Source organism: Nitrobacter sp. NHB1 (genome assembly GCF_036964665.1).
Taxonomy (GTDB): Bacteria; Pseudomonadota; Alphaproteobacteria; order Rhizobiales; family Xanthobacteraceae; genus Nitrobacter.
Genome location: NZ_JBAMDA010000001.1, coordinates 1070774 through 1084268, shown reverse-complemented (window position 1 = coordinate 1084268; position 13495 = coordinate 1070774). Strand labels below are relative to the sequence as shown.

At 62.5% G+C, this 13495-nt stretch carries 12 protein-coding genes and 2 tRNA genes; 7 read left to right on the top strand and 7 right to left on the bottom strand.

Going from position 1 to position 13495, the window contains the following annotated elements:
• Nucleotides 1-280 precede the first annotated feature (280 nt).
• From V4R08_RS05075 to V4R08_RS05065, 3 genes are all read right to left on the bottom strand, one after another.
• A tRNA-Lys gene (locus tag V4R08_RS05075) sits at nt 281-356 on the bottom strand.
• A gap of 148 nt (nt 357-504) precedes the next feature.
• Nucleotides 505-3171: a glycosyltransferase gene (locus tag V4R08_RS05070; protein WP_335580185.1), complete on the bottom strand. Its 2667-nt coding sequence runs from the start codon at nt 3169-3171 to the stop codon at nt 505-507.
• 187 nt (nt 3172-3358) lie between these two features.
• Nucleotides 3359-3937: a beta-1-3, beta-1-6-glucan biosynthesis protein gene (locus tag V4R08_RS05065; RefSeq protein WP_335578343.1), complete on the bottom strand. Its 579-nt coding sequence runs from the start codon at nt 3935-3937 to the stop codon at nt 3359-3361.
• A 288-nt stretch (nt 3938-4225) separates the two neighbouring features.
• Here V4R08_RS05065 and V4R08_RS05060 point away from each other — a divergent pair, with 288 nt between their 5' ends.
• On the top strand, nt 4226-5848 hold the full coding sequence (locus V4R08_RS05060) for a glycoside hydrolase family 17 protein (protein ID WP_335578342.1): 1623 nt from the start codon (nt 4226-4228) through the stop codon (nt 5846-5848).
• Here V4R08_RS05060 and V4R08_RS05055 read toward each other — a convergent pair.
• Entirely contained in the window at nt 5811-6191 is a 381-nt protein-coding gene (locus V4R08_RS05055; RefSeq protein ID WP_335578341.1) for a hypothetical protein, read from the bottom strand. The two genes, V4R08_RS05060 and V4R08_RS05055, sit on opposite strands and share 38 nt — an antisense overlap.
• 67 nt (nt 6192-6258) lie before the next feature.
• Nucleotides 6259-7692 carry a hypothetical protein gene (locus V4R08_RS05050; RefSeq protein ID WP_335578340.1) on the bottom strand — a complete coding sequence of 478 codons (1434 nt, stop codon included), beginning with the start codon at nt 7690-7692 and terminating at the stop codon, nt 6259-6261.
• Between the two features lie 91 nt (nt 7693-7783).
• Here V4R08_RS05050 and glmU point away from each other — a divergent pair, with 91 nt between their 5' ends.
• On the top strand, nt 7784-9142 hold the full coding sequence (gene glmU / locus V4R08_RS05045; protein ID WP_335578339.1) for a bifunctional UDP-N-acetylglucosamine diphosphorylase/glucosamine-1-phosphate N-acetyltransferase GlmU: 1359 nt from the start codon (nt 7784-7786) through the stop codon (nt 9140-9142).
• Nucleotides 9143-9183: 41 nt separating this feature from the next.
• Here glmU and V4R08_RS05040 read toward each other — a convergent pair whose 3' ends face one another.
• Nucleotides 9184-9414 (bottom strand): hypothetical protein, encoded by a 231-nt coding sequence (locus tag V4R08_RS05040; RefSeq protein ID WP_335578338.1) that lies wholly within the window; start codon nt 9412-9414, stop codon nt 9184-9186.
• Between the two features lie 224 nt (nt 9415-9638).
• Here V4R08_RS05040 and V4R08_RS05035 point away from each other — a divergent pair, with 224 nt between their 5' ends.
• Nucleotides 9639-9842 (top strand): cold-shock protein, encoded by a 204-nt coding sequence (locus tag V4R08_RS05035; protein WP_335578337.1) that lies wholly within the window; start codon nt 9639-9641, stop codon nt 9840-9842.
• 510 nt (nt 9843-10352) lie between these two features.
• On the opposite strand, the gene V4R08_RS05030 is transcribed toward V4R08_RS05035, so the two are convergent.
• Nucleotides 10353-10427, bottom strand: a tRNA-Asn gene (locus V4R08_RS05030).
• Nucleotides 10428-10686: 259 nt separating this feature from the next.
• Here V4R08_RS05030 and V4R08_RS05025 point away from each other — a divergent pair.
• From V4R08_RS05025 to tatC, 4 genes are all read left to right on the top strand, one after another.
• Nucleotides 10687-11352 carry a protein-L-isoaspartate O-methyltransferase family protein gene (locus tag V4R08_RS05025; RefSeq protein WP_335578336.1) on the top strand — a complete coding sequence of 222 codons (666 nt, stop codon included), beginning with the start codon at nt 10687-10689 and terminating at the stop codon, nt 11350-11352.
• 180 nt (nt 11353-11532) lie between these two features.
• Nucleotides 11533-11772 (top strand): twin-arginine translocase TatA/TatE family subunit, encoded by a 240-nt coding sequence (locus tag V4R08_RS05020; RefSeq protein ID WP_335578335.1) that lies wholly within the window; start codon nt 11533-11535, stop codon nt 11770-11772.
• A gap of 190 nt (nt 11773-11962) precedes the next feature.
• Entirely contained in the window at nt 11963-12499 is a 537-nt protein-coding gene (gene tatB, locus V4R08_RS05015; RefSeq protein WP_335578334.1) for a Sec-independent protein translocase protein TatB, read from the top strand.
• On the top strand, nt 12496-13341 hold the full coding sequence (gene tatC / locus V4R08_RS05010) for a twin-arginine translocase subunit TatC (RefSeq protein ID WP_335578333.1): 846 nt from the start codon (nt 12496-12498) through the stop codon (nt 13339-13341). The genes tatB and tatC overlap by 4 nt, the downstream gene beginning before the upstream one ends.
• Nucleotides 13342-13495: the final 154 nt, after the last annotated feature.

The following is a 13495-nucleotide window of genomic DNA, read 5'->3' as shown; positions in this document are numbered from 1 at the left end:
GTGGTTTTTGGTGGTTTGCTAGCTTTGGCCGATTTCGGCATTTTTTCCCTCCGGAAGGTTTCGGAGGGGGGCGGCCTTTACAATAGGAAAGTAGGCTCGCCCTTCATCAATATACGTGATCCGGGACGCAGCAGCAAGGGGCAGGGCAAACTAAGCTGCAAAGAATCGTCATAAAAGACTTGGTAGCCGGTGCCTGACCTAGTCAAATGTTAGTTAAATCGGTTGGTCTTCGGTCGCCAAAATCGGCTACTAAAGCAAGCTATTGTATTACTTGGGGTTTTGGTGAGCGCGGTGGGACTCGAACCCACGACCCCATGATTAAAAGTCACGTGCTCTACCGCCTGAGCTACGCGCTCACGTGCAGCGCTGTGTAGGGGTACCGCCAGCGCGGGTCAATAGCGCCGGGTTTGGCGGGCGACACTTACAACGCAAATTAACCCACCGGAATCCAAGTCTTACAGGCAAATTTTCCAGCAACCTGCAAGCGGTGCAACGCCGGCCGGATCAGGTTATTTCGCGATGAATCTCGGGGCCGACGGGTGGCGACGCGCTGGTCGGCATCGGCGCCGGCCGCAGCCCGATCAGTTCCGCGCTGCGGATGCGGGCGTTGCGCCAGAACGAAAACTTGTTGATGCGCGAGGTCTCGAGGATGGCGATCGCGACGGCCGACAGGAACGGCAGGCTCTCAAGCACCAGCACGCCCGCGAAGATGTAGATCTCGTGGACCTCCTTGTACTGATTGGACACGATCAGCACCGCGGCTCCGACCAGCAGGAGAACGCCGATCACCGCCTCCCAGAATGCCTGAAACTCGATCGACATCCGCGACAGGCCGCCTTTCGAGGTGCGCGCGAAGGCAAGGTTCTCGGTGATGAGTCCCTGCGCGACGGCCCGGGACACGGTCCACTGCACCGACATGGCGGCCACCATGGCTCCCAGCATCTGTGCGGTTTTGACCGGCACGCGCAGGCGGTACAGCGCCACGAAATGGATCAGCGACACCAGAAACGCGGCGATGATTGGCAAGGTCAGGATCTTATCGGGGATGGCGATGTCGGCGAAGGCCACGATCGGCACCCAGATCAGGTTCAGGATCGCAACGAGGACGCCGAGGCTTTCGGCGCCGAGCCAGTTGAGCCAGCCCAGGGCGAATTCGCGCTTCTGGTCTTTCGACAGCCGGCTCGCGCCCGGCAGAAAGCGGCGCCAGTGCTTCTTGACGATCTGGAAGCCGCCATAGGCCCAGCGGTGGCGCTGCTTCTTGAACGCCTCGTAGGTGTCGGGCAGCAGGCCGTAGCCATAGCGGGTGTTGGTGTAGTGCGTAACCCAGCCATGCTCGATCATCGCGAGCCCGAGATCAGTATCCTCGCAAATGGTATCGCCGGCCCAGCCCCCCGCCATATCCATCGCGGTGCGGCGGATCAGGCACATCGTGCCATGGACGATGATGGCGTTGGCCTCATTGCGCTGGACCATGCCGATGTCGAAGAAGCCGGCATATTCTCCGTTCATGGCGTAGTGCATCAGCGAGCGGTCGCCGTCGCGGTGATCCTGCGGCGCCTGAACCAGGCCGACGCGGGAATCGTTGAAGACCGGCACCAGATCCCTGAGCCAGTCCGGCTGCACCACATAATCGGCATCGATGACGCCGATGATCTCGGCGTCGGCAGCGGTGCGCTCCATGGCGATTCGCAGCGCACCGGCCTTGAAGCCTTCGACCTTCTCGGCGTTGACGAACTTGAAACGCTCGCCAAGCGCACGGCAGTGATCCTGGATCGGCTGCCAGAATGCCGGATCGGGGGTGTTGTTGATGATCACCACGCATTCGAAATTAGGGTAGTCCAGGCGCGCGACCGCATCGAGCGTCTGCTTAAGCATCTCGGGCGGCTCGAAATACGCGGGCACGTGAATCGAGACTTTGGGCAGCGGAGTGCCTGCGGTCGCCTGCGTCGCCGCTGCCTCCCTCGTGACCAGCCGCTGCGGGCGCTGTCCGAATGCCACGGCCGCGATCTCCGCGATGCGCGCCATCGCGATCAGGATCAGCGGCACCAGCAGGATCATGCCGAGCGTCATTGCGAAGGCCGAACCGAAAACGAAGTAATGGCCGGTCCAGTAGGCGAAGACGGTTGCGACCCAGGCGCCGACGCCGTTGGCGGCTGCCGAGAGCAGCAGAGCCTGCATCACCGTCGGACGGACGAGCCGCAGAATGGGCAAGGACAACAGGACCCCGATCAGAAGCGCGATACCTGCGAGCTTCCAGTAGGCTGGATTGACGACAGGGCCGGTCCAGGAAAATTTGGGCTCGCGATCCGCGTCGAGAATGCCCCAGTAGGGGCCGACGCCGCCCTCGAAGAACTTCCATGGCTGGTCGATGGCTTCGACGATGTTGTATTCCATGCCGATCGACTGGGCCTTGGTGACAAAATTGCGAAGCGTGACAGCCTGCTGGAGCGGGCCGGGACTGGCGTTCCTGAGATTGTACCCGGCGCTCGGCCAGCCGAACTCGGCGATCACGATCCGTTTGCCGGGAAAGGCATCGCGCAGCTTTTGATAAATAATGAGGGCCTGATCGACGGCCTGCTTGCTGGAAAAGCCTTCCCAATAGGGCAGGATGTGCGCAGCGATGAAATCGACCGACGATGCAAGCTCGGGGTGCTCAAGCCAGATGTTCCAGATTTCGCCTGTGGTCACAGGTACATTCACGGAACCCTTCACGCGCTGAATGAGCTTGATAAGGTCGGCGACCTTTTGATCGCCGCGAAAGATCGTCTCGTTGCCGACGACGATTCCGTTGACGTTGCTGTTGTGTTTCGCGAGATCGATGGCCGCCAGCATCTCGCGCTCGTTGCGCTCGACATGTTTGTCGATCCACGCGCCGACCATGACCTTGAGGCCGAACTCATTGGCGATCGGCGGCACAAGTTCGACGCCGCCGGTCGACGAATACAGACGGATCGCGCGGGTCAAGTGTACCAGCGCTTTCATGTCGGACCGGATTTTCTCGGCAGTGGGGATATTGTCGACGTCGGGATGCGCCGACCCTTCGAACGGCGCGTAGGATACGCTGTTCAGAACACCCTTGAAGTCGGGAGCCTGCTGTCTTTCCTGAAGAACTCCCCAGAGAGCAGCGTGTGCAGCGGTCACAAACAGCAGAACGGCGGCGACAGCGCGCATCGCGACTAAACCATCAGGGGCGAGCATGGCAAGAACACGGACCCGTCCCCTAGGCCCGACCAACACATCAGCAGAGATAATTCCGCCATGTGGTTTTACAACTCGTATGACGCCATGGCGTTTTAAGGGCGACCTGCCGCTTCAACCATGACAATCAGGAAAGGTTTCGTGGCGGTGGCTGCGGCAGCTATTTTTTGGGCGAGGAGGAGGGCGCAGACGCTGGCTGTGCCGGAGGCGGAGCCGCGGAGGCCGGCGGGGCGTTTGCTGCCGGCGGGGAAGCCGCAGCGGCGGCAGGCTCAACCGGCTGCGCGTCCGGATTGATCCAGCAGGTGTGAACGCGGCCGCTCAGCGCATCGGGGGCCTTGGGGTCGATAGGTCCGAATCGGACCAGGCATCGGAATGCTGCCTGAACGTGGCCGCCCGGGCAGCCGAAGCGATCGTAGAGATCGAGATGACGAAAGGCCGTGTCCAGGTCATCGCGCCACATCAGAACAACCACGCGACGGCCGAGCCAGACGCATTCCGGGTTTCCTGCCGGGCCGTTGATGACGCGTGCGGCTTCGACGAATTCGTCGGTTTTGCGCTGGCTGTCCTTGGCGGTATCGGCGGCATTTGTTGCGTTGGCCGCAGCCGGCTTGTTCTGATCCTTAGCGCGAAGATCGCCGCTTTGCGCAATCGCGCCGCCGATGCCGAACAGCAAGGCGAAGCCGGGAACGGCAAGGCCACGCAAAAACGCTTTGTGGAATCCGAACAGCACTCGACGCATAAAGTCCCCCGACTTTGCTGGCCGCAACCGCCTGGCCGCAACTGCAACCTTCATTCAGGTATCAGATGCCGGTCAAATTGGTCCCCAATGCGGCGGAGACGCTCCTGGTGGTCCGGTTCTAACATTCGCAAGAAGGCTCGCTGAAACGGGACGCGCGGCCGGGTGGGTCGAATGTCAAACTCACTCCACCAGGTTCCCATGACGGAGATTCTGGATTTTGTCCAGCAAGCCAGGCTGCCGCTCTTGGCAGAAGCGCCTCGACCCGCTAATCGACGACTCTCGCGGAGGATGGAGCCGATTTCCTTTCGTACGCCACTGGCGCTTCTCGTCATTTCGCTAGGTCTGATCGCGGCGGCGTGGTGGTGGCTCGGCGCGCCGATCCGGCTTGCGCGCGCGCCGATCGATCCGGCGGCGAAACTGGAATGCGTGTCCTATGCTCCGTTCCGGGGTCAACAGTCTCCGCTGGTCGCGACGACCGAAATCCCGCCCGAGCAGATCGCCGAGGATCTTGCCCAGTTGGCCAAGATCTCGAAATGCGTCAGAACCTACTCGACCGAGAACGGCCTCGATCGGGTGCCGGCTCTGGCAGCGAAGGTCGGTCTCAAGGTCATCCAGGGCATCTGGCTCGGCAACAACCGCCTGAAGAACCTCGCTCAGATCAACATCGCGGTCGGTCTTGCGAAGGACCACCCCGACACCATCATCGCGCTCGTTGTCGGCAATGAGGTTCTGCTGCGCGGGGAAATGACCGCCGCCGATCTCGTCGCCAACATCCGGCTGGTGAAGTCGCAGGTGACGGTGCCGGTGACCTATGCGGATGTCTGGGAATACTGGCTGCGCAACCGCGAGATCTATGACGCGGTCGATTTCGTCACCATCCACATTCTGCCTTACTGGGAGGATGTTCCGATCCGCGCGCGCAACGCTGCCGCGCATGTCGACGCCATCCGCAAGCGGGTCGCCGCGGCCTTTCCCGGCAAGGAAATCCTGATCGGCGAAACCGGGTGGCCGAGCGCCGGACGGATGCGCGAAGGCGCGTTGCCCTCGCGCACCAATCAGGCGCGCGTAGTGTCCGAAATTCTCGATATGGCGAAGCGTGAAAAATTTCGCGTCAACCTGATCGAGGCCTACGACCAGCCCTGGAAGCGCCAGCTCGAGGGCACGGTCGGCGGCAACTGGGGCTTGATCGACGCCACCCGGCGCAAGCTGAAATATCCGGCCGGCGAGCCCATCAGCAACTTCCCGCGCTGGAAAATCCAGATGGGCGCCGGGATGGCATTGTGCGTCCTTGTCTTCGCGGTCGCCATGCTGACGTTGCGGCGCAGGCCCTGGAAGCCGCGGCCGATGTCCTGGATTGCGGTTGCTGTTTCGGCGACGGCGGCGGGGATCCTGCTGGGCGTCGCGGCGGACAAGCTCTGTCACGAGAGTTACGGCTTCGGCAACTCGCTGCGCTGGGGACTGCTGCTGGCAGCCGGAATCATCACGCCGTTGCTGGGCGCGAATGCGCTGATGGCCGGACGCGCGCTGCCGACATTCATCGAATTGATGGGGCCGCGCCCCGGCCGCACCGGCTCGGTGCTGACGGCGCTGCTGGGACTCACGTTGCTGGTGACGACCCTGATCGCGACCGAGACGGCGCTCGGCTTCGTATTCGATCCCCGCTACCGCGATTTTCCTTTTGCCGCGCTGACGATGGCGGTGCTGCCGTGCTGGGCGCTGGCGTGGCTCAATCGCCCGCTCGCCGGCGGCCGCCCGATCGCGGAACAGGTTTTCGCCGGCCTGCTGGTGATCGCGGCTGTCTATGTCGGGTTCAACGAAGGTCCGAAAAACTGGCAGTCGCTCTGGACCTGCGTGGTGTACGCCATGCTCGGCGTCACGCTGTGGCGGGCGCGGGCCGCGCAAACCCCATGACAAGCAGGCCGATCGCAAGACCGGAAAGCCCGACATTGTAGAGTACGATTCCGAAGCCGGCGGCAATCAGGCCCGCGGTCAACAGTACGATCGACGGCCGGATCACGTGCAGCACTGCGATGACCAGCGCGGCGATGCCGAAGACGTGGTTGCGAAACAGGTAGGTCGCGACGCTGCGGCCCGTGCACAGCATGGTTTGCAGGCCGGCGTCACATGCCAGCGCGACCGTGGACAGTTCGACCCCGAGATAGCGGAGATAGAGCGCGTAACCGACACTTAGGAAACCAACGATCAGCAGCCATTGCACCTGGTAAGGTGTCAGCCGGAACGGATCTTTTTTCATAAGGCCAATATGATCCGGATCGATCGACCCGACAACCCGGAACCTGGCCCCGGCGCCGTCGGATGTTTCAGTGTGAAAAGAACGAACTGAACGGCGATGGCTTTGGTGGTGGGGGCGGCGGCGGCGGCGCCGGTTCTTCGGCGTGCGCTGATCTCCGGCTGTGCCGATGCCGTGAGGTGTGCGCCGATCTCGGCTTTTTTGTCGTGACGGCGGCACCGCTCTCTTTGCCGTCTTCGTTCATGGCGAGGCGCTGGCCATCGAACACGGCAGTTTCGCAGGTGCGGCCGTTTTCGGACAGGACGGCGCAAATCTTTGCCGCGGCTGCCGCGTCGGCCAGCGGCCCTGCGACGAGACGCATTTGCGCACTGCCCCCGTTGTTACGTTCCTTCAGCACGATGATCGGGTGCAGCGAAGTCAGTTCTTTTGCCTCCGATTTCAGGACGCTCCGCCACAACGCCCGCAAACCCTTGATCGATCTGGCGCTGCCGAGATCGACGCCGAAATCGGTGTGCGCCACCGGACGAGGGGCAGGGAGTGAGGGTGCCTGTAGAGCATCGACGGTCGCGGGAATGGATGCGACGACGATTGGCGCAGTTTTGCTCTCGGCATTCTTGCTCTTGTGAGGCTTCCCGTCCTTCTTCGGCCCTGGCTTCGCGGGCGTAACGGCTGCTGTTTCGTCCGGCCCGCCGGACCTTGTTGCGGGCATATCCTGTGCGGCGGTCGAAGGTTGCGATGCGGCCTGTGGTGTGACCGGCGTCGCGGTGGCTGCGGATGAGTTCGTTGCAAGCGGGGCCGGTGTGGACGACGAATTTGCGGATGGAGAAATCGTGGACGGTGCTTTCGCGGACAGGGTGTTCGCGGATGAAGAATCCGCGGCCGCGGTGTCGGCGGGTGACGGCTTTGCTGCCGCCGTTTCAGCCCTTGCGGATGCGAGTGGCGGCATCAGGCCCGCCAGCGCTTTATCCGGCTGCTGGAGGAGCGGTGTTGCCGTCGGCGGCGAGCCCAAGGCGGCTTCTTTCTGAGAGGACGCCATCCGAGGTCCATTTTGCGCCGCGTTTGGACTTATGGAGCCGGTGACGGAATCGAGTCCCTGCTCGAGTACGGTGACACGGGCAAACAGCCGGTCGCGATCGCCGTTCAATGTGTCGATGGCAGAGGAAATGCGACTGATTTCATTTTCGTTTTCTTTCGCGATCGACTGAAGCCGCTGCGATTGCCTTGCCAGATCGGTTGCGGCGATTTGTTGGTGTCGGAGCCCAGCCCCGAAGTTGTGCGCCAGAAGTGCGACGATGACGGCTCCGACGGAGCCGGCGCCCCACGATCCGAGCCGCCACAGGGTACGGCGGTCGAACGCGCCCTCGTCGGCCAGAAAGCCGCTCGGCCGGCCGCCGCTTTTATCGGCCGGTGCGCTCCCGGCCAAATCGTTCTGATTCTTCGTCACAATAATGACGCCGGACCCCCGCACCTCCGAATCATGGCCGAATGCTAACAGGAAATCCACCCGATCTCAGAGCGCCGGGCGGTTTCCACTTCAGGCAAAAACGCTTAATGACGGCAGCGGCGTAATGACACGCCGGAGAACGAGGATCTGAATGACCGGCCGGAGCTGTCTGACCATCGTGCTTGCCGCGGGCGAGGGGACGCGGATGCGCTCCTCGCTGCCGAAAGCGCTGCATCCGGTGGCGGGGCAGACGCTGCTGGCGCGTGTGCTGGCGGCCGCGCCGAGCGGCCCGGGAACGTCGCTGACGGTCGTCGTGGGTCCGGGCCATGAGGCTGTCACCGATGAAGCGAAACGCGTGCGGCCGGACGTCATGACGTTCGTCCAGCACGAGCGTCTCGGGACCGCGCACGCCGTGCTCGCGGCGCGTGAGGCCATCGCCCGCGGCGCCGACGATCTGGTGATCGCGTTCGGCGACACGCCGCTGATCTCGGCCGATACGTTCGCGCGGATGCGGGCGCCGTTACAGACCGGCGCGTCGCTCGCGGTCCTCGGCTTTCGTGCCGCCGATCCCACGGGGTACGGCCGGCTGATCGTGGACAATGGCCGGCTGACGGCGATCCGCGAGCAGGCGGATGCCAGCGCAGACGAGCGTCGCATCACGCTCTGCAACGCCGGCGTCATGGCGTTCGACGGCAAGACGGCGCTGCAAATCATTGACAAAATCGGCAACGCCAACAGCAAGGGCGAATACTATCTCACCGACGCGGTCAGCATCGTCCGGGCGTCCGGTCTGACGGCAACGGTGATCGAAACCAGCGAGGACGAAGTGCGCGGCATCAACACCAAGGCTCAACTCGCCGAGGCCGAACAGGTCATGCAGGCGCGGCTGCGCAAGGCGGCGCTCGATGCAGGTGTGACCATGGTGGCTCCCGACACGGTTTTTCTCACGGCCGACACCTCGTTCGGCAGGGACGTGACCATCGAACCATACGTGGTGATCGGACCCGGCGTGACCATCGCCGACGGCGCCGTGATCCACTCGTTCTCCCACATCGTTCAGGCGTCGATCGGCAGGAATGCGTCGGTCGGTCCCTACGCGCGGCTGCGACCGGGAACGTCGCTTGGCGAGGGCGCGCGGGTCGGGAATTTCGTCGAGACCAAGGCCGCCGTTCTCGAAGCGGGGGCCAAGGTCAATCACCTGACCTATGTCGGCGATGCCCATGTCGGCGCTGGCGCCAACATCGGGGCAGGCACCATCACCTGCAACTACGACGGCTTCAACAAATATCGCACCGAGATCGGCGCCGGGGCTTTCGTCGGCTCCAATTCGTCGCTGGTCGCGCCGGTGAAGATCGGCAGTGGTGCCTATGTGGGATCGGGTTCGGTCGTCACAAAAAACGTGCCGGACGACGCGCTTGCGATCGGGCGCAGCCGGCAAACCGTGCGCGACGGCTGGGCCAGCAGATTCCGCGAGATGAAGCTGCTCGCCAAAAAGCCGAAATCCGGTTGAAATAAGGGCAAGGGTTGGCAGGCCGGTGTCGCCGGCCGAAACTACTCTTCCTCGAATTCGGAAAACATCGCCCGCGTCAGGCGCCAGCCGCGCGGCTTTGCCCGCTGCGGCTTCTCGTCGGGTTTATGCCGGATGATCTTCGGCTTCGCGGCGGTGCTGCGGAATGGCGGCGGCCAGTTCGCGAGGCGCGACGGCCTTTGTTCGAGCGATCGCGTCGGTGGCGCGGAAAAGCGGTGCAGCCCGGTGCCTTTGGGATCGCGTGTGTTGCTCACGTTCCATGACCCTCCCGTCATGGAAGCTTTCGGCATAAACGTTGCGCGTTCGTTAAAGTGGCGCGGCAAAGTCGAACGGTGAGCGACAGGCCGTCCAATAGCGACCTCTCCAGGTACGCCTGATCAACCGACGACGAGGCCCGCCGGTCCGCCGGCGGGTTTTCCTTGCAGCAGTCTTAGCGAGCCTTCATGATAGCTCGATCGTTTCAACATGGAGTGCGGACGTGGCGACAGGAACAGTAAAGTGGTTCAACGGGCAGAAGGGGTTCGGTTTCATCCAGCCCGACAGCGGCGGCAAGGATGTTTTCGTGCACATCTCGGCTGTGGAGAAGGCTGGCATCGGTTCGCTCAATGAAGGCGACAAGGTGAGCTATGAGGTTGTCGCGAACCGCGGCAAGGAATCCGCAGAAAACCTACGGGTAGGCTGATCTTTTCCCGCCGGTTCACGCCGGCGGGGTTTCCTCGATTTGTTTTAGGACGCGCTCCATCGCGCTGATCACGTTGCGAATTTGGTTCGCTGAAATGACAATCCAAACGTCCTCTTACTCATCCCAAGCCTGCTTGCGCCGGATCACCAAATCGGGTCGCGTGCTAATCATCCAAAACCGATATCGGTCAAAAAACGAAGCCGCTTTTCCAGTTCTCCGCACATTCTCCCGCACCCACGTTGTTCAGGTAGTGGAGGTATCGATGCTGCTGCAGGTCAAAAGGAATATCGGCGGGCGATTGCGTGATCGGAACAAGATGCCGCCCCAGAGTGTGGCGATGCCCGCCTCATAAAACACATTGGGGGTTCGGCCAGTGAAGTCGCATACGACAACGGCGGAACGATAAATCAAACTGATAAAGGCATCATCGCTTGTGGCCTTAAGGTGGCCCGATGAAAAAAGGGCCTCACTTGGCGCCTTTTCAAAACCGCCTAACAGCTTGATTTTGTTTGGCTCCCCGGGCTGGATTCGAACCAGCGACCATTCGATTAACAGTCGAATGCTCTACCGCTGAGCTACCAGGGAACAGGCGAAAATATCTTCGCAGCCGCAGCCTATAACAAAGCCTCCGACGCTTGCAAAGCGGCAAATGGGCAACCCCTCGACAGGGGCGAGCGGCCGGATCGGATTTCACCCGCTGGATGAGCGCACATTGCCTGCAACCGACGGAAAACACTGCGACAAAATGCGGCGGCGCGATGCTTGCTCCAGCAAACGCTTGCATCGGGGGTGGGGGTGCCCTAGTCCTCCCGGAACCTGTTGCATGGGTGAGGGACGATCTCCGATGTCTGACTTTTCGACCGCTCGCGGAAAAATGGTTGATGGTCAGGTACGCCCCAGCGACGTCACCGATCTTCGAATCATCGACGCCATGCTGGCGCTGCCGCGCGAGGTTTTCGTTCCCGAGGATCGCCGGGCGCTGGCTTATCTGGATCTCGATCTCGACGTCAGCGAGCAAGGGGCGCCGAAGCGGTATCTGATCAAGCCCATGGTCGTCGCAAAGATGATGCAGGCTGCCGACATCAAGAGCACCGACAACGTTCTCGTGGTGGGCTGCGCAACCGGCTACACCGCTGCGCTGGTCGCGAAACTCGCGGATCGGGTGACGGCGACCGAAAGCGACCCGGCCCTGGCGGCGAAGGCGGCCGGCATTCTCGCAACGCTCGGCCTCGGCCATGTGAGCGTCGTCACCGCCGCGGCCTCCAAAGGAGCGCCCGCCAACGCGCCCTATGACGTCATTATTCTGGAGGGTGCGACCGAAGTCGTTCCGGAGCTGCTCTACCGGCAGCTCGCCGCCGAAGGGCGACTGGTTGGCGTGTTCGCCATGAGCCGCGCGCAACGGGCAGTCATCGTCACGCATTCGCATTCCGATTTCGGACACAGAGATCTGTTCGATGCGTCGGTTCCGGTTTTGCCGGGGCTCGAGCGGCCAGCGGCCTTCGTTTTTTAACGAGGGTGGTTCCGGAAATCCGCGACTGTTCCGGCGCGCTCCTGACCAAACTAAAGTCATAAGGCTACCGGGTCCTTTACGATACCCGTTGGGGCCTAAATCCTTGTTTTTGCCGCCCCCCGAGCCTACCTTCCGTATAGCTTCGGCCGGACGCCGGCCGCCGATTTGGAGGATTGCAGGATGGGTTCACTGAGCATCTGGCACTGGATCGTGGTGATCGCGGTGATCCTGCTGCTGTTTGGCCGCGGCAAGATTTCCGATCTGATGGGCGATGTCGCGCAGGGCATCAAGGCCTTCAAGAAGGGCATGCAGGACGATGAGAAGACCGCGGAAAAGCCCGAGCCCGTAAAGACGCTCGATCACAGCGAGCCGGCTCCCGGCGCGAGCCGGTCCGACGTCGGCAGCAAGACAACGGTCTGACGCAGCACGGCCGCGAGGTCGCGAATTCCCGCGGAAATGAAGTGAGGGCGGGACCACGAGACGGCAGGGTTGTCGAAGCGCATTGATCCCGGCGGCGGCTTGCGGCAAACGCTGAAGCTTGGCTTTGATTCCAAAGCTGGCCCGGGTGCGTAGCGGAACGGGCGCAAGCCTCGCGTGAGCGGAAAGTTTCATGTTCGACATCGGGTGGAGTGAACTGGTCGTCATCGCGGTCGTCGCGCTGATCGCCATCGGCCCGAAAGAGCTGCCGGGCGTGCTGCGCATGGTCGGGCGGTGGATCGGCAAAGCGCGCAAGATGGCCGCCGAATTCCAGGGCCAGTTCAACGAGGCGATGCGCGAGGCCGACATGGCCGACCTGAAAAAATCCTTCGACGAGGTGCGCGACGCCACCAGCGGCCTGACCAGTGGCAACCTGATGACCAGGCTGACCGACTCGCTCGGCGAGCCTCCCAAGCTTGAGGATCTCGACAAGCCAGCGGCCGACAAACCCGCAGCCGACAAGCCTGCCGCGTCCATCGACGACGTTCCGGCAAGCGGACCAGTCTCGCCGGAGGCCGCGACCCCCGAGACCGGCGCGGAGGCGGACGCCAAGGCCCTGGCATCCGAGCCGCTGGCGATCGCGCCCGAGTTTCAGAACATCACGCCTGAGCCGGCTCCGGTTACGCACGAGACGCCGCACCAGGCCGTCAAGGACGCCAAAGCGTCATGAGCTCCGAAGACATCGAGGCCAGCAAGGCCCCCCTGATGGATCACTTGATCGAGCTGCGCTCGCGGCTGATCAAGGCGCTGGTCGGCTTCGGTATCGCGTTCATCTTGTGCTTCTTCTTCGCCAAGCAGATCTACAACGTGCTGGTATGGCCGTTCGTTTGGGTCGCGGGGCCGGAGAACTCGAAGTTCATCTACACCGCGCTGCTCGAATATTTCATCACCCAACTGAAGCTGGCGCTGTTCGGCGCCGGCTTCATCTCGTTTCCGATCGTGGCGACGCAAATCTACAAGTTCGTGGCGCCCGGCCTCTACAAGCATGAGCGCAACGCGTTCCTGCCGTACCTGATCGCGACCCCGGCGTTCTTCGTATTTGGCGCGCTGGTGGTCTATTTCGTGGTGCTGCCGATGATCGTGCGGTTCTCGCTCGGCATGCAGCAGATGTCCGGTCCCGAAACCGCGCAAATCCAGTTGCTCCCCAAGGTCGGCGAATATCTGTCGCTGACGATGTCGCTGATCTTCGCCTTCGGCATCGCTTTCCAGTTGCCGGTGATCCTGACGCTGCTCGGGCGGATCGGCGTGGTCACCTCGAAAATGCTGCGCGACAAGCGCCGCTATTTCATCGTCGTCGCCTTCATCATCGCCGCCGTGCTGACGCCGCCCGACGTGCTGAGCCAGTCGTCGCTGGCTCTGCCGCTGCTCTTGCTCTACGAGGGTTCGATCGTCGCGGTATCCATCGTCGAGAAGAACGCCGCCAAGTCAGCCGCTGCAAAGGCAGCCGCCGCCAAGGGCGCGCAGCCACCACCCGACGGCACGCCGCCGCCGGCGGAAAACCCGGCGGAGTAGGGTTGACGTTTGGCGGGGCCATGAATCGCCCAATACGTCATGCCCGGCCTTGTGCCGGGCATCCACGTCTTTTATAGCCATTCATCGTTACATGGAATCAAGCGCCGTCATTGCGAGGCGCATCGCGCCGAAGCAATCCAGAAAACTTCGAAGG

Excerpts from the sequence above, each read along its gene's own strand:
- tatB (WP_335578334.1), top strand. The coding sequence starts at position 11,963 with ATGTTCGACATCGGGTGGAGTGAACTGGTCGTCATCGCGGTCGTCGCG.
- tatC (WP_335578333.1), top strand. The coding sequence starts at position 12,496 with ATGAGCTCCGAAGACATCGAGGCCAGCAAGGCCCCCCTGATGGATCAC.
- V4R08_RS05060 (WP_335578342.1), top strand. The coding sequence starts at position 4,226 with ATGGAGCCGATTTCCTTTCGTACGCCACTGGCGCTTCTCGTCATTTCG.
- V4R08_RS05020 (WP_335578335.1), top strand. The coding sequence starts at position 11,533 with ATGGGTTCACTGAGCATCTGGCACTGGATCGTGGTGATCGCGGTGATC.
- V4R08_RS05055 (WP_335578341.1), bottom strand. The coding sequence starts at position 6,191 with ATGAAAAAAGATCCGTTCCGGCTGACACCTTACCAGGTGCAATGGCTG.
- V4R08_RS05070 (WP_335580185.1), bottom strand. The coding sequence starts at position 3,171 with ATGCGCGCTGTCGCCGCCGTTCTGCTGTTTGTGACCGCTGCACACGCT.
- V4R08_RS05065 (WP_335578343.1), bottom strand. The coding sequence starts at position 3,937 with ATGCGTCGAGTGCTGTTCGGATTCCACAAAGCGTTTTTGCGTGGCCTT.
- V4R08_RS05025 (WP_335578336.1), top strand. The coding sequence starts at position 10,687 with ATGTCTGACTTTTCGACCGCTCGCGGAAAAATGGTTGATGGTCAGGTA.
- glmU (WP_335578339.1), top strand. The coding sequence starts at position 7,784 with ATGACCGGCCGGAGCTGTCTGACCATCGTGCTTGCCGCGGGCGAGGGG.